This window comes from Parapedobacter defluvii (assembly GCF_014642075.1).
Taxonomy (GTDB): domain Bacteria; phylum Bacteroidota; class Bacteroidia; order Sphingobacteriales; family Sphingobacteriaceae; genus Parapedobacter; species Parapedobacter defluvii.
In genome coordinates, this window is record NZ_BMIK01000026.1 from 32,299 (window position 1) to 54,516 (window position 22,218).

A 22,218-nucleotide genomic window follows, 5' to 3' on the forward strand; every position below is an offset into this window, starting at 1 on the left:
AGTTAGTTTACGATGCTTTCAGCGTTTCGTCTGATTGCGGGAATACCCCGTATTCCATATTCCCAAAACAATCAGGTGGGGTAATTGTTTGCAGTGACCTTGGGTGATCGGTTTGGTCTTCTGGCTGGCTGCGTACCTGCTGCCTGACCGCTGCGTGACTGCTGCGCATGACGTAGCCCGCTGCCTGCACTGTGCCGGCGGTCTGCTGGCTGTTTTTCGCACCCTGACTGCAAGATGATTGCACGCTGACCGCCAGCTGACTCCTCTATGATGCGGAGGCTTTAGGTTCGTTGTGCAAAACTTATAACCGGCTGAAAATAATGGCTGTACCGCCACCGGCGGCCAATTGGAGGTCTAAGGTTGTCGTCGACGTGACGTCCAGTTCCTCAATAGCCACCGGATAGGGGTCGGTGTCATACGATGCGCTTGCGCCGTCCTTGAATACCTTTGCCCGGTACGTAAATCCTTTATCCAGAAAATCCAATGACAGGGATAGGTTGCGGCTCTTGCCGTTGGTAATGCTACCCAGGTACCAGTCGTCCGACTCCCGGTCTTTCCGGGCCACGGTCAGGTATTCCCCTATCTTGGCATGTGGGATTACGGTTTTAGCCCAATTGGTAGGGCAGGAGGTAATAAATTCGAACGGTGCCGGATAGGGCTCGTAATGTTCAATCATGTCTGAGGCCATCTGCAACGGGCTGTACAGCACCACGGCCAATGCCAGCTGTTTGGCCAACGTGGTTTTGACGCGCGTATCCGGTAAAACGGGATTTTCAAAACTAAATGTTCCGGGGGTAAAGTCCATCGGGCCGGCCAGTCCCCGGGTAAACGGGATGAGGGTGGTATGATCGGGCGGGTTTCCGCCCGCTGCGTCCCAAGCGTCCCATTCCTGTCCCCGCACACCCTCCTGGGTCATTAAGTTGGGATAAGTGCGTTGTAAGCCGGTGGGCATCACCGGCTCATGGTTGTCGATCATGATGTGGTAATTAGCCGCAGTTTCAATAACCTTGCGGTAATGCCTGACGCCGTACTGGCTGCTGTGCCGTTCTTTTCCATCCAACAGGGGGCTTACGTAGCCCGTCTTCACCACGTTGACCCCCAAACGTTGGTACATGGCAAAGGCGCTGTCCAATTGGCGCTCGTAGTTCAATGTAGCACCGCCGGTTTCATGGTGTCCGATGAGTTTCACGCCCCTTTCGGCTGCATAGGCTGTAATGCCGTCGATGTCAAAATCCGGATAGGCTTGGGTAAAGCTGAACTTGTCACCCTCTTTGGTCCAGTCGTTTTCCCAGCCGGTATTCCACCCTTCTACCAATACACCCGAAAATCCATGTTTTGCCGCGAAATCGATATAACGCTTGGTATTTTCTGTCGTTGCCCCGTGTTTCGGACCGATATGCCACGTATAGGCATTCATGTGCATGCCCCACCAGATGCCGATGTAGCGACCCGGTTTGATCCACGAAGTATCCTCGATTTTGGAGGGTTCATTGAGGTTAAGCATCAGCCGCGAAAGCAGCAGGTCTCCGGGCGTGTCGGCAATAATCAGGGTCCGCCACGGGGTGGTACCGGGTGCTTGCATAAACACTTTTTCGCCGGTTGACCACGGCGTGAGGTAAACGTGTAAATTCGGGGTGCCCTTTTCAGCAACCAGGTTCATGGCCGCATAATCTGTCAGGTTGGCTTCATGCACGGCAAGGTAAAGTCCATCATCGGTTTCGATGGTCAGCGGTGTGCAGACGGTATCCAGTTCGTTGATCGGATGCGGCTCGTACAACGCTTCGTAATAATTGGCTCCATAGGGAATTGACCAGGCCTTATGCTTGCCCGTGAAATTGAATTCGGTGTATTCATCCATGATGACAAATTCATTCAGGCCGGGCTGTTTGGGAAACTCGTAGCGGAAGCCGAAACCATCGTCAAACACACGGAATACAACGTCGAATCTGCGTTTAAGGCCCGACTTTTCGGCTACCTGGAGGGTCATCTGATTATAGGTGTTGTCAACCACGATTTCTTCCCCCCAGGTTTGGTCCCACGATCCGCTGAATGATGTGTGCGATACCTCCGTAATGGCGACGTCTTCGCCCAACGGCCCATCTTTCAGTAGGAATCCAAGGAACGATTTATCCAGAAGGGTCTTCCCGTTTTTGCTAACCGTATAGAAAATCCTTCCGTTTTCTTCACCGGCTTGGATAGCGATGGATTGGTCCGGCGATGTTACACGGCCCTTGTGCGTGCAGGAAAACAATGGAAGTGCAAGTATCAATACATATACAATGGGTTTCATCTTCGTCTTTAATTGGCTAGTTCGTTGATCAATGCGGCTGCTTTGTCCTGCTGTAGGGAAATCAGGTAGTAGAATGCCTGTAGCAGTTGCTTTTGCTTGTCAGGATCCTTGGCAAACTGCTTTTTCAGGCCGTAGTACGTGTAAATGTTTTCCAGTGCGGATTTGCGGTATGTCACACCGGTAAAGCCCTGTATCCGCTCCAGGAATGTATATTGAAATTCGACGGTAGGTTCAATCATGGTACCTTCGCCGAAGTCATTCCAGGTGATCAATTGGAGGTAGGGTACGCCTTCCTCGTTCGCCAGTTGCAAGAGCCGGTCAAGCAGGGCTCCATTTTCATGGTCAATATCGGCCAGCACCGGGTTGCCCCAACCGCCTTCCTTGTAATAGTCGTTGAATCCCGGATAAGCACCGCCGATCAACCGGTCTACATCGGCTTTGCGGGCATACTTGGTTTCCATGGGAGTGGCGTCCACCCAGATGTATTCACCGGAAGCATTGTGGTAGGTGGTATTGTTGGCGAGATGGGAATGGTTGTATAGGGTGAAAAACGCCGGCTTGGATACCAAGCCGCCGAGCACAGTGCTCCAGTTGGCAGGGGAGTTGATGACCTGCGGACCGAAAGTAAGCAGCAGGGGGCTGCCATCCAGTTGGATGTAATGTTCGTCGCTGAATAAATTGGATTCTAGGTATTTCATGTCCGTCTTCGCCTGGCTAATCCGCTGTGCATCGCTTTCGAATCCGTCGCGTAGCGTCTGGTCCTCGTATACAATGGCATATTTCAGTCCCACTTTTTTCAGTCCCTCCACAATGGCTTCGGTGTTCCGTTTGATGGGGGCGTAGTCGTACAGGTTGCGTGTACCGTACCAATCGATGAGGATACCGTCAATCCCGGCATATTTCATGAGCAAAAAGTGGTATTCCAGCACATCCGTATTACTGGAAGCATAGGGGCCGATCAGCGGGTAATAATGGGAAGCGATCTGCCGCTTGCCATTCGCATCCACGATGTCCGGATTTTTATTGGCCATGGTCCAGTGCTGGCCCCACTGTCCATTGCCGCTGGTTGTTTTGTCCTCAAACCAGGGCATGTAGTGCACCCACACTTCCATGGGGTTGGATTTGCCGGGTGCTGCCGGATCAAACACTTCCAGTTTCGTCTCGTTTTCTTTTGAATCGGGCGTGTCTTTCTTGCACCCGGCAAGTACGACCGCCCATAGCAACCATATCACCATAGTTCTGTTCATCTCCCGATCAATAGCCTGTATTCTGGGTTAACTTGTTGTTTTTGTTCAATTCTTGCTGCGGGATGGGGAAGAGCCCCGTGTGCTTATCCGCAGGATCTGCTCCTTTTTCCCACCAGGCGTTGAAGAAGGTACCGAAGCGGATGTTGTCCGTGCGGCGGTGGTCTTCAAAGACAAACTCGCGCCGCAGTTCCTGGTCGATGAACGCCAGATCGATGGTTTCCGGTGTGCTGAGGCCGGCACGGCTGCGGATTTGCTCTACGAATGCACGTGCAGCAGCGGGATTACCCAGGCGCACATTGCATTCGGCCTGCATCATCAGCACCTCGGCGTAGCGCATGAGCACCATATCATAGTTCCGTTCCCATAGATCTCCTTCCTTGTCTTCGTATTTACTGAGGCGCGCACCTTCGTTCTGAAGCGCCTCGTTGATATTCGAGATCTCCTCTGTATAGTCGAGCGGATTGCCGGAGGCGGGCATGATGATGGTCGATCCGGTACGCAGATCGATTTGCGGACCGATGAGCAGGGAGTTTCGTCTGACATCGTTCTCGTCAAAAGCCGAGTAGAGACCCGGCTGTGCCGAAATACCGTTGCCGCACCACTGGTAATTGCCGGTTGCCGAGAATGCCCACATCTGCTCGTAGTGATAAGTCATGGAGGCAAGGTAATTGCCCACCGTGCCCACGGTTGCATCGTAGGGAATGGCGAAAATAATTTCGCGTGATGTTTGGTTGTCTGTTTTGAAGCTGGTAAAGTAGTCGGGCTCCAACTGACCCGAAATCTTGCCGCACACCGTCAGGCAATCTTCCCAGCGTGCCTGGCCGATATACACTTCCGAATTGAGGTACAGGCGGGCCAGCAGTAGGTTGGCGGCGGCTTTGGTGAAGCGTCCGTAGGCGTTTTCCGGCAGGTAGTCTACGTTTTCCAGCAATTCCTTTTCAACAAATTTATAGACTTCGGCCCGTGGTGAGGTGCCGGGCGCCTCGTTGGTCACATAGGTGGTGTCCAGGGGCACGTTGCCGTATAGGTCCAGCAGCTTATAATAATAGTAAGCACGCAGGGCTTTCAGCTCGGCAAACAGTGGCCGGCTGTCTGCTGCGTCCAACCCCGACTGCTCTACCTGGTAGAGGATGGCGTTGGTGGCTGCGATGCCGTTATAGCAATATTTCCAAGGTGCCCAGATCTTGGGGTTGTCCGCCGTCCACGTATGTTTGTGGAGATCGATGTAAACCCCGTCGTCGTACCAGTCGCCACCCACCCGCGTGGGAATGACGCACTCATCAGACGATACCGACGTAACGAAGAAAACAAACTCGCCGGTAGGATAGAAGTTTACGCCATCTGAGGCGCCGCCGCGCAGCGAAGAATAGGCACGGCCCACGATGGTCTCAATTTCAGCAGGGGTCTTGCCATAGTCCGACGACTGCACCCGGTCGTAAAGTTCCTCAGACAGATCCGTGCAGGCATTCAGCAGGCAGATGCCTGCAGCAAAATATAGGGATAATTTCAGTTTCATCACGTTGCTGTTTTAAAGGTTAAAAGGAGAGATTGATGCCAAATGAAAACGTCTTCGCACGGGGATAGTAGTAGTTGTCGCCCGGCCCGATCGACTTGTCTATCCCCGGACTGTTCAGGCCGCTGAAGTTGACCTCCGGATCCAGTCCGCTGTATCCGGTAAACGTCAGCAGGTTTTCACCCGTAGCATAAACCCTTATCCGGCTGAACCAGGCATTGTGCACGGGCAGGGTGTAGCCGAGCGTAACGCTCTGTAGCCGCAGGAAACTGCCATCTTCGATCCAGTAATCCGAATAGATCGGTCCTTCGGTTACATTTTTATCCAGCCACGAATCGAGGATGTTGTATCCGGGGAGCCTGCCGGGATAGCTGATGTTCATGGCTTGGGCGTTGAGGATTTTTTGGCCGAACATGCCATTGGCGGCGATGTTCAGGTCAAACCCCCGGTAGGCGAAATCCGTGGCAAAACCCAGCGACAGGGAGGGTTGTGCATTCCCGAGGTATTGCTGGATGACATTGCCCGCGTCGTCGGTTTCGAGGATGAATTTGCCATCATCATCCAGTCCGAGGAATTTCGGCCCCCAAAATGTGCCGACAGCGTACCCTTCTTTCAGCAGTTGGGTAAATACCCCCGACATGCCGGTAAGGTCATGTAGATTCCCCGAGGGTACCGCATCCGTTTGGTAAATATCGTTGGAAAGCCGGTCTACCTTTTGTTTGTTGTGAGCCATTACCAGGTTCGCATTCCATGTAAAACGGTCGTTATTGATGAGGTTAGCGCCTAGCGTCAACTCGATGCCCCGGTTGGAGAGATCGCCCACGTTGGCCAGCATTTTATCATACAGGTACGGTGGCTGCGGCACGTTGTAGGTGTACAGCAAGTCGGATGTTTTCTTGATGTATGCATCGATTGTGGCATTGAACCTGCCCAGAAAGGCGATATCGATACCGATATTCGTCTGCGCAGTCGACTCCCATTTCAGGTCGGGGTTGGGGTTTTGCGTAATTCCGTATGACTGCTTCCACGAATCGGTGGCCTGGTCGTAATAGGCACCACCGCCGGTACCCATGAGCGAGAGCGACCGGTATTCGCCGATGCCATCCTGGTTGCCGGTAACCCCGTAGCCGATGCGCAGTTTGAGGTTGTTCAGCCAATCGCGGGTTCCTTCCATAAAGGACTCTTCGGATATCCGCCATGCGGCCGATGCGGAGGGGAAGAAACCCCATTTGTGGTTGGCGCCGAAGCGCGATGAACCATCCCTGCGTAGGGTGGCGGTAACCATGTAGCGGTCGTCATAAACGTAGTTGACACGTCCGAAAAACGAAATGAGCTTTGCCTGTCCTTTGTAGGAGTACACGTCGCCCAGCCGGAAATCGATACCCGCCGCCAGGTTGTTGTAGTCAAATAGGTCGGTATCGAAGCCACGGCGTTCAGCACCGAACCCCTCATAGGTGTTGTTTAGGTAAGAATAGCCCCCCATGAGGTTCAGCCTGTGGGCATTCTGGAATGTTTTGTCATATGTGAGGTAAGTCTCCAACTGGAGGTTGGTGTAGTCGCCCAGATTGCGGCGACCGTATCCCCTGTCGCTACGGCCATCGTATGCATAGGAGGGCTGGTAAAAGCGGCCCTGCTGTGAATTGTACTCGTACGATCCGTTTACGACCCCCTTCAGCCCTTCAACGATTTCCAGTTCCGCTTTTCCGAATCCGAGTATCCGCGTGCGGGTCTGGTCGTCTTTCCGGTTGTTCAGCACCTCTACGGGGTTGTTGTTCTGTGTACCACCGATCTGCGTATACTGTCCGTCCTGCATCACCGGCAGGGTGGGGTTGAGGTTATAAGCCAGCTGGTAGATCGACATATTGGTCGGCTGATAGGTGTCTTTGTTGGCGTGTACGCTTGCTTCCATTTTCAGGCGCTTGTTGAGGCCGTACTGGTAGCCCGTTACGCTTCCTGCCAGACGGTTCAGTGAACTCTTTTTGATGATACCCTGTGCATCGAGGTAGCTGAATGAGCCGCTGAATCCGCTGTCTTTGCCGCCGTTTGAAAAGGCAAGGGTATGGGAATTGGAGACGGCTGTCCGTTGCAGTTCGTTCTGCCAATCTGTATCGCCACCGTAGTCCACCGCACCGGCAACGTTGTTTTTACGCACGTAGTCCCGCCATTGGTTGGCCGATAGTAAGTCCAGCTGATTGGCGGCGTTGCCCACGGCTACATAGCCGTTGTAACTCATCGAGCGTTGCCCGGTTTCGCGGTTAGTCGTTACGATGATAACACCGTTGGCTCCGCGCGAACCATAGATGGCGGCGGCGGAAGCGTCTTTTAAGACATCGATGGAGACAATCTCGCTGGGCTGCACGGTATTCATATCCACACCGGGAATTCCGTCGACCACAATCAGGGGGCTGTTGCTTGCCGAGAGTGACGTGCCGCCGCGCAGGCGCAATGCCGAACCCTGTGTGGGGTCTCCGCTTGGCTGGGTGACGGTGAGTCCGGCAACCTTACCCTGGAGCAATTGCTCAGCCGAGGTGATGACACCTTTCCGCAGATCTTTTGCCGATACGGATGCGATGGCCCCGGTAAGGTCAGACTTGCGCATGGTTCCATAACCGACACCGACCACTACTACTTCGTCCAGCACGGCCGCAGTGGGCAGTAGTTCGATGAACATCTCCGGTCCTGCGGTTTCGGTAACCGTTTGGTAGCCGACGTAAGAGAACGTGAGGGTTTCGCCACGGGTTACAGACAGCGTAAACTTGCCGTCGCCGTCAGTTACGGTGCCCGCGCCGGAGGCAGAAACTACGCTGACGCCCGTCAGGGCAGCCTGATCCGGATTGACGACCGTACCGGATACCGTCAGTTTTTCCTGTGCATACAGTGTGTTGATGAGGCAAGCCAAGCATGCCATCAGCCATAATGAAAATTTATTCAGGTTCATTCGTTAGTTCTTTTCAGGGTTATCAACTGGGACCAAAGGCATGTCTTCGTCGTAGATCATCAAGCCATTCTGGTCCTTGATCTGAATGTGGAGCGATGAAATATCCATACCGCTAAACTCTTTGGCGATATGGATGTAGGCACGTTGGCGTGTCATGGCTCCTTCCAGCTCACCGGAGATCGTCTTAGAACCGCCCGTTATTGTATAGGTGAGCCGCTGCCCGCGCAGGTTATTGTCGCGTGTGATGGTCAGGAGATCGTGGATGCTGATTTTCAGCGGGAAGAACGACAACACCGGAGGCAAGGGCTCCGGCACGCCCGGAGCGATGATTTTATAATCCGGGGATGCACCCGCCCAATCGGGTGTAGCATCGTTTCCGTTGTATTTGACGGCCAAAAAAACCACGTTTTCCATTTCAAACTCTTCGGTCACGTTAAAGTAGTCTTGCGGCACGATGTCTTTTTTATAGATGCCATTTCCGAGATGCCTGAAAGCGGTTTTTTCCCGGATTTCGGGTATCCATGCCTGAAATTCCTGCAGGGCTGACCAATCATTCAATCCACCGTGCATGTGCACGGTCGAAGGTGCGGGAAGAAAACCTTCCACCAAGTTCGCATTGAAAAGGATGGACAGGGTGCCGCCTAGCTGGAAATCAGACGGGGCAAAATCCATCTGCTTGCCGCTTTCCACGAAATTTTTGATGTAGTCGGTTTTGGGCAAAGAAAGCGTACCCGTCAGCTTCGTAGCATCCAGGTCCCGGATGAGGAAATAAAACGCTTCCGTGTTGGCAAAGAGTTCCTCAACCGTCATCCCGAAAAACTCGGTCGGCGTGAAGCGGATGCTCCAGATCCGGTCGCCACTGTAGGTGATGGGTATGGGGGTACCCGTGGGGTTGGTGGGAGCCCAGATCCATAGATACAATTGCTCGCCGTCTTTCACCTGCGTTGCACTGGCAAAATCAAAATACCACGTCACAGGCTCATCTAGGGTATAGACGGCAGGAACCGTCCACATGCGGTCTGGATTGGTGATCGTCTCCTGTGCTTTTAAGATGGGGCATAACAAGAGCATACACCCTAATAAACAGTATATCAGTCTATTCATGTTGGTTATTGGTTAGCTTTTGACAATTTGTATTGGTAGGACACAAACGAGACACCTGCGGTTTTTCGGGTAAGGGTCAGGTCCATTACCGGATTTGCACCCGGCATCGCGGAGATGTTCAACTGCCCGATCAAGGAAGTTTTTCCGGCATCTGAATACAGGTTGATTACCGGAGCCGGACCGGCTGCACGGGGAAAATCGGTATCCAGGTCCCAGAATCCGCTGCTTGGGAACAGCTCCGGTGCATTTCCATCCACACGGTATGCCGTGGGGCGGTTGTCTGCATCCACGTCCAACGTGATCTGAAAGGTCGAAAAATCAAACTGGTCATACAGGCTGATCTCGTCGGGTTGGATACCCGCGGTCTTGGCCGTTTCGTCGATCTGCAATACATCGCTCAACGTCCAGCTACCCTTGACCTTTTCATAGAGCGTGATCGGCTCCACAAAACTTCCATCGTCTATCTTGTGGCAAGACATAAAGGACAGGGTGCCGATGAAGCATAACAAAGCAATACGTAGTTTATTGTTCATGTCGGGTTAATAAATTGGTTTACAAGAATTACTTGGACGAAAGTAAGTTGATTATCGTTTGATTATCCGGAGTAGAAAATAAATATAAACAAAAGGTAAGGTATTTTTTGATTTTTTTGCTGATTTTCAACGAATTGTGTGTGTTCCGGTTTCGAAAAAATATAAAAGGATTAAGGCGGTTATTACCGGAATCAAAAGGAATTTACACCTATTTTCATGATTTTGTTTTCGAATTCATCACGCGGAACGATTGATTTATTCCGGTAGCGGGATCGGTAATTGTAGATGGTGGCCAGCGAGTAGTTGAGAAATTCCGCAATTTTCGCACTGTCGGTGATACCTAAGCGGATGAGTGCGAAAATGCGTAATTCGGTACTCAGCTTTTCATTGGGTTTTAAGGTTACCTGCTCGCCTTCGGGCAACAGTGCGTTAAACCGATGGACGAAGTCGGGAAAGAGTTTGAGGAATGACTCGTCGAATTTGTGGTAAAACTCCGTGCGCTCATCTTCGATGAACTGGGTAGACTTGATGGTGTTAAAGAGCTCGTCGGCATTGCTTGTCTTTGCCTTGTTGTATAGCTTTTTCTGGTATTTATCGATCTTTTCAATGTACAGCGAGCACAGTTCAAGAAAATGGCCGATGTATTCTTCTTTGATGTGGTTGGTCTCGGCCAGTGCCAGGTTGTTCTGCCTCAGTTGTTCGTTAATGGTGCTGATTTCTTTTTTTGCCCGGGACACCTTACGGACTTCACGGATAATCAAAAAGATACCGATCAGCAACCCGAAAGAAAGAACACTGATCACGGCTAAGAGGTATTCGAGTTTGCGTTGCTGGGCTGCCTGATTGGTTTGGTAAGCCCTGTTAATGATCTGCAGCACTTTGGATGTCTGGAAATTCCGTATGCGCGCATTGTAGAAGTTGGCATCTTCCATGCTTTTTTTGATGTAGCTGTTTGCGCGGTTGATATCGCCCGATTCGTACAGCAGGGTTGCCAGCTCCCGCAAGGAAACATTCTCCATGATGTTGCCGCGGATGTCCGATAGCGCGGAAAGGGCCAGGTGTGCCTTGACCTTCGTTGAATCGCCCTTTACCCGGTAGAAAAAGGACAACACCGAATTGAGAATGGAGTAGGGGCGCGTACCCAGCTTGGCCTTGGGCAGGTAAATGTACAGCACCTTTTCCGCTTTATCCAACTGGCCGGTATTGATGTACTTAATCCCGTAATAGGAAGCGTATTCATAGGTGCTTTGCGGAAGCACACGCAAAAACTGCTCGTAATAGAAGTCCCGTTGCTGGGTCATGGAAGGATCGCCATACCCATCGTTGTAAAATTCCAGCCAGAATACATAGGTCTCGTAATACGCCTTGTAGTATTCGATTTCCTGGGCCGCGGTCAGCGTTTCCTTGGGGATACTGCCAAGCAGTTCCAGTGATTTGTCAAACATGGCGGCTTTGAACAATACCGATGCCAGCTGAATCTTGCTGTCGATGATCCGGCTAATATCCCCGGAAGCTTCCGCAATGTCAAGTTGCCTCAGCGCATACTGCCGGGCCGAATCGCACCGGTAATATTCGTAGGCGTGCGTGAGGTTCCGGCATACGTCGTATTGTTCGCCAACGGACAAACCGGGAGTGGCAAGCTGTTCTTTCAGTGTACGAATATGCTGCTCTTTTTCTTTTTTAAATTGTTCCGCCTGACCGATCACCTTATCCAGTTCCACCAATAGGGCGTTTGTTTTTGCATCATCTCCGGCGTGCACAAAGAAGGGAAGGCCAAGGAAAAAAAGAAACGTAAAAATCCGGACTGTCATCATATTGGCTAAGCGGTCTCCTGTCCCTTGCCATCCGCACAGGGCACCTATGGAAGAGACGGATCCAAAGATAGGAAAAAGAGGGGGTGTAAGAAAATAATGACCGGGTTGAACGGATTAAACGTTGAACCGGAAGTGCATGATGTCTCCATCCTGCACGAGATAGGTTTTCCCTTCCACACCCAGCTTACCGGCTTCTTTCACGGCAGCTTCGGAGCCGTAGTTGACAAAGTCGTTGTATTTGATGACTTCGGCGCGAATGAATCCTTTTTCAAAATCTGTGTGAATGACACCTGCGGCCTGCGGAGCGGTAAAGCCGTTTTCGATGGTCCAGGCACGTACCTCCTGAACACCCGCCGTGAAATAGGTGGCCAGGTTCAACAGCCGATAGGCCGCACGGATGAGTTTATTGACACCCGATTCGGTAAGGCCGAGGTCTTCCAGGAAAAGCTGCCGCTCTTCGTAGCTGTCCAGCTGGGCAATTTCCGACTCGATCTGTGCGGAAATGATCAGTACTTCGGCGTCCTCGTCTTTGACGGCTTCTTTGACCTGTTCCACGTATGCATTGCCTGTATTCACCGAGCCCTCGTCTACGTTGCAGACATATAAAATAGGTTTCACGGTGAGCAGCGACAGATCGGCGATGAATTCAAAGTCTTCCTTGGATAGGGGAGCCGTACGGGCCGACTTGCCCGATTCGAGGTGGCTTTTTACCACAGACAGGATGTCATAGCTCCGCTTGGCTTCCTTGTCGCCTCCCGTTTTGGCCTGTTTTTCCACCCGCTGGATGCGTTTGGTTACGGTATCCAGGTCTTTCAGTTGCAATTCGGTATCGATAATCTCCTTGTCGCGCACCGGGTCTACCGACCCATCTACGTGCACCACATTGCCGTCGTCAAAGCAGCGCAGTACGTGAATGATTGCATCCGTATTGCGGATGTTGCCGAGGAATTGGTTGCCCAGGCCCTCGCCTTTACTTGCACCTTTTACGAGGCCGGCAATATCGACGATTTCAATGGTATTGGGTACAATGCGCTGCGGCTTTACCAACTCGGCCAATTTATTCAGCCGTTCGTCCGGTACCGTGATCACACCCACATTGGGCTCAATGGTACAGAATGGAAAATTAGCTGCCTGTGCTTTCGCATTGGAAAGGCAGTTGAATAACGTGGATTTGCCTACGTTGGGTAGGCCGACGATGCCGCACTGTAAAGCCATGAATTGTCCTCTATTTAAACGGGTGCAAAGATAACAATTAGTCTGACATCCGGATACTACTTTTGCTCCGCTAAGTAAGCCACCAACGATGCGAATTCCTGATAGCTCAATGCATTGGCCAATCCTTCCGGCATCATGGAGTGCTCCAGTTCCTGCCGGCTTGCGATTTCTGATTTCGCAAGGGTCGTGGCGGCACCGGCAATGTTGCGGATTGTAAGCTTGTCGGCCGATTCTTCCGTGACAAAGCCTACGTATGCATTCCCGCTTTTTGTCTGGATCTGCACCGTTGAGAAGCCCTGCGATATAGAAGCATTGGGTTTCAGGATGGATTCGGCGATCTGCTGGCGGTTCATGATGGATCCGATCTGCCCCATGAAAGGGCCTTTCTGTACTTCGCTGCGGTCAACGGCATGGCAGGTTTTGCATCCCTGCTGTACAAAAAGTGCGGCTCCTTCTTTCGCATCGCCCTTGAGTTTATCCAGCGCCAACATGATGTCCTCGATCGAGGATTCGCCCACTTGTCCTTTCTTATTTTTGAGTTTCTCCAGATCCACCTGCGGTGCGTCTTCTTTTGGGGGCTGTATTTCGAGGATGCCGAATTGGTTAATCGCTAGCCGATACCTCGTGTTGAGTACCTTGAAGAAATCCTTGTTGGAGCTTCCTGCCTTTTTCCACTGTTCCAACAAGAATGCCCGGATGGCGGGTGTGCCTTCCCACTCCACACCCTTGTAATAGGGGCCGTGTGTGTCTGGCCGCGTGCTCCACCACCACGATGCATCATATGGCGCTTCCTCATGGTAAATGCGTGCCAGTGTGTTGATGAGTTTTGCCTTGAATGCCTCGTCGTCCGTGTTTTCGTGTGCTACAATCAATGCCTGCACTACACGGTCGTCATGCATATAGCGCATGGCCCACAACGCGAGCTCGCGGTTTCCGGTGTTCAATGCCTCGATGCACTCATCTATTGCATTAAGGGCAACCAGGGCTTTCACAGCCAGGTGCGGCAAGATAATTTCGGAATTGGGGGTAGCGTGGGGTCCTTCGGTTCCCAGGTCGGGCGACTTGAAAGAGGAGGGGACCTGCGTTTCCAGTAAGGTATTGATTGCTCCCTTGTTCCCCAGGCGTCCCACGCCGATGATAGCTGCCGCTTTGACACGTGGTGAGGCCGAGCGCAGTCCTAAAAGAAACGGCTCTAAGGGGACGTCGCTCGCCCACGCCTTACGGTCGGCCAATGCCCGGAGCGCGTATTCCTGTAAGTCGGTATCGGTTGTGGCTTCCACCAGTTGCGCAATTCCTTCCTTTCCAGTCAATTGGGTATAGGTGTACAGCGCAGCAACGCGTGATTCCATCGCCAGCGACCTGTCTTCTACAAGTTTCCAGATGCGTGGGGCGGCATCGGCATTATCGGCCCTGCTCAGCAGTTCGTATTGGGCTGCCAACCGGGCTTTGGCACGCGGCGATTTCAGTAGCGCGACCAGCTTCCGGTTTGAAAACTGCTGAATATCGTCAAGAGGTTCATACCTGAATCCGGTGGGTACTGCCCGCACCACATAGCCAATATCGGGGCTACCCGAATAGCCCGCACCGTCCCAGGCCGATAAATACATCGTTCCGGAAGCATCGATGTCCACATCTGTAATCTGGGGTAACTGGATGAATTTTTCTTCCTGCTGCGTAAACGTTGCCTGATCGGGCTGTACGGGATGCCGGTAGAGATAACTGCGGCCCCAGTCGGCCATCAGTGGCGTATTGTTGTATTCGTCCGGCCAGCGGTCGTCATTAAGGTAAAGGGATCCGGTACCTGAACCGCCGCCTAGATCAACCAGTGCGGGAATAATTTCTTCTGTGAAATGCTGGAATAATATCGGGTAGCCGTATTCGCCCGACTGGAGCTGGTGTGAAAAGCGGATGTTCCAGCCCCCGCCGTCGTTGGTATTGTCACGTGTAAAAATATTCATGAACGGATCGATGGCTACGTCGTAGATGTTCCGCAAGCCATGCGTGTATACCTCCATCTCGGTCCCGTTTGGCCGTACGCGTACGATGCCACCGCCCAGCATGGTTAACCGCTTGCCACTCCGGTCGGTTGCGTTATGGAAACCAAAGTCGCCCGCGGCAATGTAAATCCAGCCGTCGATACCCATCTGGATACCGTTCGTGGCATGGTCGGTGCCTCGTTCAACAAGGTACGTCGGGTTACTGATATCCGTAATCAACGGCTTGGGCTCGCCGTCCGCAATGCCGTCTTTATTGAGGTCTTCGTAGACAATAAGATCCATATTGGCCGCTTTTTGGGTTTCCTGAGAAAAGCGGGTATGCAACACAAATACCTGATCGCCTACTGCCAATATCCCCCTGGGGTTATCCACATGGGCAAATTCTGTATGGGAATCCATAATGCCATCGCCATTGCAGTCGATCAGTTTGACAATTGCGCCCTGGCCCATTTCCTTTCCGAGGGATCCAATCTTATCGACGCCCACAAAAACATCGCCGGAAGCAGATACGGCTAGGCAGGCCGGACTAGGTACCAGGTCCGGGCCAGCAAAAACATTGATATCCAGTTTTTCGGGCCATTCCAATGCGGACGCCAACGAATCAGTCATGCTGAGGTAGCGGTCTTCTGTGACAGGTGTGCAATTTTTGTTCGTTGAGTCGCACGCTGACGCTAAAAATGCGGCAACAAGAATCAACGCGTGAAAGTCTTTCATGAAGTCTATATATCTGTTTGCGGTGGTAAATATAAGGATGTCTGACTATTGGGAACGTATAAATCGCTGTAAATTATTTCGGATTGCCGGAATGTACGCGTCTCCGAACAGGTTCAGGTGCACCAACAACGGGTACAAATTCCAAAGGTCGACACGTTTCTCCCATCCGTGTTGCAAGGGATAGACTTCGTTGTAAGCTGTGTAGAACCGTTCGGAAAATCCGCCGAATAGGCGCGTCATAGCTATATCTACTTCGCGGTGACCGTAATAGACGGCAGGGTCTATCAATAGGGGGGTGCCGGTCTGATCTACCAGGTAATTACCGCTCCATAGATCGCCATGGAGGAGTGAGGGCGATTCGGCAGGGTAGAGGTTGGCCAGGCGAGAAAACAGAAAATCGAATTGTTTCCACAGATCCGTTCTGTCCAAAACCTGCTCCGCCAGCTCCAATTGCCGCTGCAAGCGCTGCCCGATAAAAAAGTCATCCCAGTTCGCCGTGGGGGTATTATGTTGGGGTAATGGCCCGATAAAATTATCCTGATCCAGTCCGTAGGTGTCTGCTTGCCGACGGTGTACGGAAGCCAGGAGCCTGCCCAGTGCTTCCTGTTGATCGGGACCGTGCTTATCCCCCGCATTGATCCATCGCATGAGCAAAAAGCTCTCACCCTGCGCCTGGCCGGTAAAGAACGTTTGCGGCACATGGGCAGGTCCCGATGCGTCGCGTAATCGGTCCAGCCCGTTGGATTCTGCCAGGAACATCCGGGTTGCCATCGGATGGCTGTTTACCTTTACAAAATAGTTGCCTTTTGACGTTTGGATCTTGTAAGCCCGGTTGACATCGCCGCCCGCTATGGGTATCACCGATTGGATAGACGGGCGTTGCTGCTCCAGATTTTTAAGGGAAGCTTCCAGCGCGTGGTATAGGGATTCAGACAATATCATGGGGGGAAATTACGCATTGCCCGCTGTAAAGAAAAACGGGAGGCTCAATTTTGAACCTCCCGTTACGGGCATGAAGATTCCTAATCAATCTTTTGCACCGGAACGTTCCGACTGGAATTGCTGGATTTTCTGTTTCAGGATGCCTTTTTTCTTTAACGTGGTGATCATGTCTGATATCTCCTCGGTGGTATAGGCATTCTTTTGTTTTCCGCTTTGTTTCGGATCGACCATCCGGGTGCCCGCACCGGGGAGCGGTTTCGTGCTCGATTGCAGCTGTGACTTGCCAAAGATTCCTGCCTGAATGATGCCATCCTGTATATATAATGGCCATCCGGAAGCGTCTGTGAGGAAAAAATAATTATTCGCTTCGTCTGTTTCCTGAATGACGTCAAAGGCATCGGCGATACATACCAGGTAATAGAACCCATTGATTCTGGGCATGGTATACCCCCACGTAATGTGATCGGCATTGTAAACTGCTTGGGCCACGCCGGTTTGTGGCGGGAGATTAATGTGGTTCCACCAGTTTCCTGATTCGCCGTACCCACCGGATGCGAGTTCGCCGTTGTCGCCCAGCCTACCATACTGATCCGTATACTCATCGTATAGGATGATGCCGAAATCTTCTGCATTGAAAGCATTGTAATACAGGTAACAGATGTTCCACCGCTCGCTGGCGTTGATGGTTCGGCCGCCGATGTTATAAACGTTGTACTGCATTTCGCGGTTACGCTGATTGCTGGATTGAGAATGGGGGTTATCGGCTACGTTCCATGGAGCCAGGTCGTATCCACCGGTTGGCTCGACGGGTGGATCTACCGGATCGAAATCTTCACTCTGTCCGTTGGTAGCCACAAACCCCATCATACCGAACTCGGGATTGATCATAAACTGATAATCGATCCAGATGAACCCGGTGTCACCCCAGTTGGTTCCCCATGAATTGACTACACGGAATGCACCGTTTGGCCCCTTACTGTCGTCGTATCCCACCACCATCATCGCGTGGTACGCATGCATGCCTACGTTGTCAAAGGTGGAGTGGCTGGTGATCACCTGGTCGCTGCGCCACGTCATGAAGTTGTCGCTGAGTCGTGCGCCGAATACCACGGGTCTGTTTTGGGAAATGTAGGTTTTGATTTCCTGAACATCCATATTGACTTTCCGGAAGTTGCTGAGCCTATTGTTTGCCGCCTCCTGCGTGGCGCTGGCATCCGGCAATTGGCTGCAATCGCCCATGCCCGTATACGGTGCCGTGCCGAGTGAGGCTACACCACGGTCGATCATCTGCTGAAAAGCAGGTTCGAAATTCGTACCGTTACAATTCGAACCACGCAGGTTTGCCGGAATGGAGAGGAACAGATCTTTTGGACTTGCCTGCCTGCCAGGGTTGTTCAGGTCGGCCGTTGTCCAGTTGTTATCCAACGCATTTAAGGTAGTCTTGAGGTTGTAACCAGCGGCCCAGGTTACGCAGGTACCATACTGGCCTTGATCGCCAATGGGCGGAAGCCTGTTGACTAAGGAATAGCTTGATGGCAGATTGCCGTTGCCGAAACCGAGAAAGATGTTAGAGGGGATCGATTCAGGATCGTCCGTTCCTGTCCAGCCGAGGGTAAATCCGGTTCCATCGGGATCCGGATCACCATCATCGGGAGCGTCGGGCCCATTTTTTGAGCAGGAACATGAAAGTAACAGGGCCAGGCCATACCCCGTTATAGCTTTTAAGTGTGCGGGCCATTTGTGTGTTGTTTTCATGGTACTATCAGTTTAACGTATCGTTATCGGGTTTGCCCCCGTCGAACCGCGCGCCTGTGAGGGTGAAGGGTTCGTTTTTTTGGATGCCGGTGAAGATAGGTTTGAATGCAAACCAAGTATTGCTCAGGTCTACGTGTTTTTCGAAGTGTGTATTGGTCCACTCCGCACGATGGCGGAAAGCCGCTCCGCTGAAATTGGCACGTTCGTGGTATTTCCCATATTCAAAGAAGGCCGATCGCCGGAAATTTGCTAAGCCGAAGTCGGCATATCCATGAACTTCCAGACCTGCAAATACCGCGTTTTGCCAAAAGTCAGCCTGCTGTACCGATAACTGCCCCAATACGGTGGCGTCTTTTGCCCAGAAGCTTCCCTGTATGACCGCCTCCTGGAGAAATAGGCCGCCGCTAAAGATGGTCTTCTCCATGCGGAAATCGCCCCCGACCCGGATAGCCTGCAATTGCACCTCTTTATCGAATAAGCTCGCGTTGAAGTAAAGGTGATGGTCAAATGTGCTGCCCCGCAGATCGATGCCTTCCTCAAAACGGCAATTGTTGAAGGACACGGCCGATAGAAAGCGTATCACGCGGGCGGTGTCGCCCCGGTGTTCAAAACCGATCAGCCTTCCTTTGAACTCGCAGCGCTCGAAATACAGTGGCGCGCCGACAGTGGCTACAAAATTGTTGGGAGTCAGTTGACCCATTTCCATATCAAGGAGGTTGATGTCGCCTTCAATGGTTACATCGCGGTATGTCAATGCGTGTCCTTTGCCGATTTCTTTGAGTAGCTCGGTGGCGGTCAGGGTGTCTTGCGCAGTATGACCGATTCCCTGGCTGCAGCCTAACTGCAGCACAACCAGACAGGCGATAAGGAGATGAGGCATAGCGATGAATGTTAGTTTTCGGTAAATGTCCTTCCGCCCAGACGGAACACGCCGTCGCGATTGGCTCCGTACCAGCAAAAGAAAAAGCGCTTGGTCTGTCCATTATTTGCCGTGAGGGTGATACCATACCCTCCGTCGAAGCTATATCTTCCTGATGTAGTGCTGGTATGATAAGCAGCGAGATCGCTGCTGTTTACGCCGCCGGTATTTTCTGTGGTGTACCATCCATCGGAGGTAAAAGACATCTTGGAATAACTGATGATGCCCACATCACCTCCGAAGGCGAGGTCACCTCCTCCGGAGATGGAGCTGAATGAGCCCTCCTGCATTTCACCCTTTGCGGCGGGGTAGGCGTTGTTTCCCGGCCAATCTTTCTCCGCGGTATCACCGTTGGAATAGGTGATATTCACCTTGTCACCGGCGCGTTGCCATGTACCCCAGCGTGCCGCTTGGTCTTTTGTAAGCGTATTAAGATCCAACTCGTCGATTGGTATTTTAGGCTCTTTCACGACGGTTCCGTTTTTATAAAACACATAGGGATTGTATACCGGATAGATATATCCGCCGTAACCGGATTCATAATCGACTAATAACGAAACACGTTCGATATCGCCGCCGAGGCCCATATCATCTAGGGCTTCTTTTTTGCATGCGTTGCAAAGTACGAAGAGTGCAGCGGCGATCACCTGTATTGAGTTCCTCATTTTTTCATTATAGATTACAGTTCAAAGGTAGCCCGGTCGGTTATGTGGGTCAATCGAAGGATTCTTGTATATTTTCCTAAGGGTTTTCCCTTAGATGACTCGTCGTAAGGGCATAGAGATCGTTGGTGTTGGAAGTGAGGATGAAGGAATAGAAATGGAGATGAAATTAATCAGGTGGGACAATCTGAAATAGCTGTAAATTTGCCGGATGATTGAACCCGCCATTACCGCATTTTACACCCGCCATTCGGAAGACTCCCGGCTACAGATTGGGTTGGGGCCGCTGGAGTTTGAACGGAATAAGCTGCTGATCGGGCGGTATCTGCAAACCAATGTACTTACTGTTGCCGATGTTGGTGGCGGAACGGGGCATTATGCGGCTTGGCTCTGTGGCCTGGGGCACCGGGTTACACTGATCGATCCTGTGCCCCAGCACATCGAGCAGGCCAAACGGAAAGCCAAACGGAATGGCAACGGATTCGCCTGCTTGCTCGGTGAAGCCCGGCGTCTGCCGCTTGAAAATGCTTCTGTCGACATTGTCATTCTTCATGGACCGCTATACCACTTGCAAGAGCGTAGTGATCGCTTACTGGCATTGAAAGAAGCCCGTCGGGTGCTGAAACCCGGTGGGGTGATGTTGGGATTTGCCATTACCCATGCTGCATCTGCTGTTGCTGCGCTGCATAGCAGCATGATACACCAACCACAGATTTTTTCCATGTGTCGCTCAGAACTGCTCACCGGGCAGCATGAACCTCCGGATGGCATGCCCGGCATACTGCCACATGCATACTTCCATCGGCCCCGTATGCTGGTTGATGAGGTTGATGAGGCTGGATTTACGGTAACCGGATTGTATGCGCTTGAGGGCTTAGCTTGGATGGATGGCCAATTTTTCCAAAGCTGGGCCGATCCGACAAAGCGAACACGCCTGTTGGAGCTTGTGGGTCTGACCGAAAGTGACCGGGAACTTTTATGTTTCAGCCCGCATATGATGGTTTCGGGGTATAGCTGATTTTTGTGCCAAGCTTGGGGCATCCTCTTTTACCTAACCGAATTGTTTTATTTTGATCCTACTCATTTTTCGATTTATTCTGCCGTGGTTAGGTTATAACCTATAAACCTATGACAAATTATTAACAGCGCTTGGAGTGTCAGATAAAAAAACCTATCTTTAGCCGTAACCAATAGCAGCCTGGAGCCGAAGCGTTGAACGAGTTAAAGTGGTTAGTACGTTTGCGGTCTCCTGCCATTCGTGATTGTTGACGGTTGGGGGGATGAAGAAGATGCCGACTTTCTTAAGATGCTGTTTGTACATACGATCGTGTTCCACGATTTTGGAAAAATCAATGAAAACTTCCAAACGGCAAGGTTGCAAAACAACGCTTTTACGGCATTCAGAAACACATCTTTAAAACCACCACATGGGCATTCCTTTTTGGGTGTTTTTATTTTTCTGAGCTACCATATCCGTTGGCTTCTCAAAAATGACTGGAAGCAGGAACGGAAAATAACGATGATTTGCCATTGTTTCTTCCTTGCATATACCATTATGCAACACCACAGTCCGGCATTGTATGACATACAGCAAAAAGAAGGATTCATGTCGCAATTCCGGCATTCGGTAAATGAGTTAAGGCGTTTTATTGCTAGCTATTCCATTGTCATTGACGAACCGGTGCTTACAAAGGTATTTGCCAATGTGGAAGACATGTGGCACAAAGCAGTAAAAAACAAATTACCCTACACGCCATTCCCGCTTTTCGCGCTTATCAAACTTAATTTTTCACTGCTTACGGCTGCCGACTATTTGGCTACGCATGAATATATGAATGGCAACGAAAGCAACGAGGCAAAAACAACAGATTTCGGTTTGCTTAATGACCGTAATCGGGTTAATGAAATAATTGGCCATTTACAGAAGCATAGATATAATGCCGATACGTTCAACAGTTTGCACAACTATCAATTTGTACATCCGACAACCAGATCCAGTAAAAACCTGAACCTGTTGCGTAAGGAAATGTCCATCGAATTGGTTCGCGAAATCCGAGGCCACTTAAGCGAACATCTGTTTTATTTGGAAGCTCCAACCGGTGGAGGTAAAACCAATCTTTCAGCAATTGCCATTGCTGAATTGCTAAGGGCGCATGAGGATATTAATAAGGTCTTTTATGTGTTTCCATTCACTACGCTGATCACTCAAACTTTTGGTGCCTTAAAAGAAAGCATGGGGCTTCATGACGATGAAATCATCGAATTGCATTCAAAGGCGGCTTTTGCCAGTAAAACGGAAGCGCTCGAAGACGGTCTATTTGGTGGCAGCAAGAAGGATTTTATTGACAATCTGTTTGCATTGTATCCTATAACACTGGTATCGCATGTTAAATTCTTCGAGATACTCAAAACCAATCGGAAAGAAGTTAATTATTTGTTGCATCGCTTGGCAAACGCGGTTGTGGTTATCGATGAAATACAGTCGTACAATCCAGGGAAATCGCTTTTAAAAATACGCGGCGAGCAGGATGCTTCGGAAATCGTCATCCAGGGCAGCGCGTTGCCTCTTTTTAGG

General features: G+C 51.3%; 16 protein-coding genes. 2 read left to right on the plus strand and 14 right to left on the minus strand.

Translation table 11 applies throughout. The features are described from left to right. Positions 1 to 7: 7 nt before the first annotated feature. The 14 genes from IEX60_RS22510 to IEX60_RS22575 all read right to left on the minus strand — a co-directional run bounded on the left by IEX60_RS22510 (position 8) and on the right by IEX60_RS22575 (position 19,646). Positions 8 to 244, minus strand: a complete 237-nt coding sequence (locus tag IEX60_RS22510; RefSeq protein WP_188753655.1) for a hypothetical protein — start codon at positions 242 to 244, stop codon at positions 8 to 10. Between the two features lie 57 nt (positions 245 to 301). After that, positions 302 to 2,290, minus strand: a complete 1,989-nt coding sequence (locus tag IEX60_RS22515; RefSeq protein WP_188753656.1) for a glycoside hydrolase family 97 protein — start codon at positions 2,288 to 2,290, stop codon at positions 302 to 304. Between the two features lie 8 nt (positions 2,291 to 2,298). Beyond that, positions 2,299 to 3,537, minus strand: coding sequence for a glycoside hydrolase family 99 protein (locus IEX60_RS22520; RefSeq protein WP_188753657.1), 1,239 nt, complete (start codon positions 3,535 to 3,537; stop codon positions 2,299 to 2,301). Between the two features lie 7 nt (positions 3,538 to 3,544). After that, positions 3,545 to 5,053 carry a RagB/SusD family nutrient uptake outer membrane protein gene (locus IEX60_RS22525; protein WP_188753658.1) on the minus strand — a complete coding sequence of 503 codons (1,509 nt, stop codon included), beginning with the start codon at positions 5,051 to 5,053 and terminating at the stop codon, positions 3,545 to 3,547. 19 nt (positions 5,054 to 5,072) lie between these two features. Then, complete coding sequence (locus IEX60_RS22530) at positions 5,073 to 7,988, minus strand: SusC/RagA family TonB-linked outer membrane protein (RefSeq protein WP_188753659.1); 2,916 nt, start codon at positions 7,986 to 7,988, stop codon at positions 5,073 to 5,075. A 3-nt stretch (positions 7,989 to 7,991) separates the two neighbouring features. Beyond that, a complete protein-coding gene (locus IEX60_RS22535) occupies positions 7,992 to 9,092 on the minus strand; it encodes a hypothetical protein (RefSeq protein WP_188753660.1) in 1,101 nt (366 codons plus the stop codon). Positions 9,093 to 9,097: 5 nt separating this feature from the next. Continuing rightward, positions 9,098 to 9,625 carry a DUF5004 domain-containing protein gene (locus IEX60_RS22540; RefSeq protein WP_188753661.1) on the minus strand — a complete coding sequence of 176 codons (528 nt, stop codon included), beginning with the start codon at positions 9,623 to 9,625 and terminating at the stop codon, positions 9,098 to 9,100. A 191-nt stretch (positions 9,626 to 9,816) separates the two neighbouring features. Then, entirely contained in the window at positions 9,817 to 11,439 is a 1,623-nt protein-coding gene (gene susR, locus IEX60_RS22545; RefSeq protein ID WP_188753662.1) for a SusR family glycan utilization regulator, read from the minus strand. A gap of 114 nt (positions 11,440 to 11,553) precedes the next feature. Continuing rightward, positions 11,554 to 12,654, minus strand: a complete 1,101-nt coding sequence (ychF, locus tag IEX60_RS22550; RefSeq protein WP_188753663.1) for a redox-regulated ATPase YchF — start codon at positions 12,652 to 12,654, stop codon at positions 11,554 to 11,556. A gap of 56 nt (positions 12,655 to 12,710) precedes the next feature. Then, positions 12,711 to 15,365 (minus strand): DUF7133 domain-containing protein, encoded by a 2,655-nt coding sequence (locus IEX60_RS22555; RefSeq protein ID WP_188753664.1) that lies wholly within the window; start codon positions 15,363 to 15,365, stop codon positions 12,711 to 12,713. A gap of 45 nt (positions 15,366 to 15,410) precedes the next feature. Beyond that, positions 15,411 to 16,307 carry a fructosamine kinase family protein gene (locus IEX60_RS22560; RefSeq protein ID WP_188753665.1) on the minus strand — a complete coding sequence of 299 codons (897 nt, stop codon included), beginning with the start codon at positions 16,305 to 16,307 and terminating at the stop codon, positions 15,411 to 15,413. An 84-nt stretch (positions 16,308 to 16,391) separates the two neighbouring features. Further along, the gene (locus IEX60_RS22565) at positions 16,392 to 18,062 is read right to left on the minus strand and encodes a C1 family peptidase (RefSeq protein ID WP_188753666.1); all 1,671 of its coding nucleotides are present in this window, start codon (positions 18,060 to 18,062) and stop codon (positions 16,392 to 16,394) included. 7 nt (positions 18,063 to 18,069) lie between these two features. After that, complete coding sequence (locus IEX60_RS22570; RefSeq protein ID WP_188753667.1) at positions 18,070 to 18,942, minus strand: pentapeptide repeat-containing protein; 873 nt, start codon at positions 18,940 to 18,942, stop codon at positions 18,070 to 18,072. An 11-nt stretch (positions 18,943 to 18,953) separates the two neighbouring features. Then, a complete protein-coding gene (locus IEX60_RS22575; RefSeq protein ID WP_188753668.1) occupies positions 18,954 to 19,646 on the minus strand; it encodes a hypothetical protein in 693 nt (230 codons plus the stop codon). A 208-nt stretch (positions 19,647 to 19,854) separates the two neighbouring features. On the opposite strand from IEX60_RS22575, the gene IEX60_RS22580 reads away from it, so the two are divergent. Both IEX60_RS22580 and IEX60_RS22585 read left to right on the plus strand, forming a co-directional pair. Further along, entirely contained in the window at positions 19,855 to 20,661 is an 807-nt protein-coding gene (locus tag IEX60_RS22580) for a class I SAM-dependent methyltransferase (RefSeq protein ID WP_188753669.1), read from the plus strand. 240 nt (positions 20,662 to 20,901) lie between these two features. Continuing rightward, positions 20,902 to 22,218: CRISPR-associated endonuclease Cas3'' (locus tag IEX60_RS22585; RefSeq protein ID WP_188753670.1), on the plus strand; the 1,317-nt coding region annotated here is incomplete at its 3' end.

Excerpts from the sequence above, each read along its gene's own strand:
- IEX60_RS22515 (WP_188753656.1), bottom strand. The coding sequence starts at position 2,290 with ATGAAACCCATTGTATATGTATTGATACTTGCACTTCCATTGTTTTCC.
- IEX60_RS22520 (WP_188753657.1), bottom strand. The coding sequence starts at position 3,537 with ATGAACAGAACTATGGTGATATGGTTGCTATGGGCGGTCGTACTTGCC.
- IEX60_RS22525 (WP_188753658.1), bottom strand. The coding sequence starts at position 5,053 with ATGAAACTGAAATTATCCCTATATTTTGCTGCAGGCATCTGCCTGCTG.
- IEX60_RS22530 (WP_188753659.1), bottom strand. The coding sequence starts at position 7,988 with ATGAACCTGAATAAATTTTCATTATGGCTGATGGCATGCTTGGCTTGC.
- IEX60_RS22535 (WP_188753660.1), bottom strand. The coding sequence starts at position 9,092 with ATGAATAGACTGATATACTGTTTATTAGGGTGTATGCTCTTGTTATGC.
- IEX60_RS22540 (WP_188753661.1), bottom strand. The coding sequence starts at position 9,625 with ATGAACAATAAACTACGTATTGCTTTGTTATGCTTCATCGGCACCCTG.
- susR (WP_188753662.1), bottom strand. The coding sequence starts at position 11,439 with ATGATGACAGTCCGGATTTTTACGTTTCTTTTTTTCCTTGGCCTTCCC.
- ychF (WP_188753663.1), bottom strand. The coding sequence starts at position 12,654 with ATGGCTTTACAGTGCGGCATCGTCGGCCTACCCAACGTAGGCAAATCC.
- IEX60_RS22555 (WP_188753664.1), bottom strand. The coding sequence starts at position 15,365 with ATGAAAGACTTTCACGCGTTGATTCTTGTTGCCGCATTTTTAGCGTCA.
- IEX60_RS22560 (WP_188753665.1), bottom strand. The coding sequence starts at position 16,307 with ATGATATTGTCTGAATCCCTATACCACGCGCTGGAAGCTTCCCTTAAA.
- IEX60_RS22565 (WP_188753666.1), bottom strand. The coding sequence starts at position 18,062 with ATGAAAACAACACACAAATGGCCCGCACACTTAAAAGCTATAACGGGG.
- IEX60_RS22570 (WP_188753667.1), bottom strand. The coding sequence starts at position 18,942 with ATGCCTCATCTCCTTATCGCCTGTCTGGTTGTGCTGCAGTTAGGCTGC.
- IEX60_RS22575 (WP_188753668.1), bottom strand. The coding sequence starts at position 19,646 with ATGAGGAACTCAATACAGGTGATCGCCGCTGCACTCTTCGTACTTTGC.
- IEX60_RS22580 (WP_188753669.1), top strand. The coding sequence starts at position 19,855 with ATGATTGAACCCGCCATTACCGCATTTTACACCCGCCATTCGGAAGAC.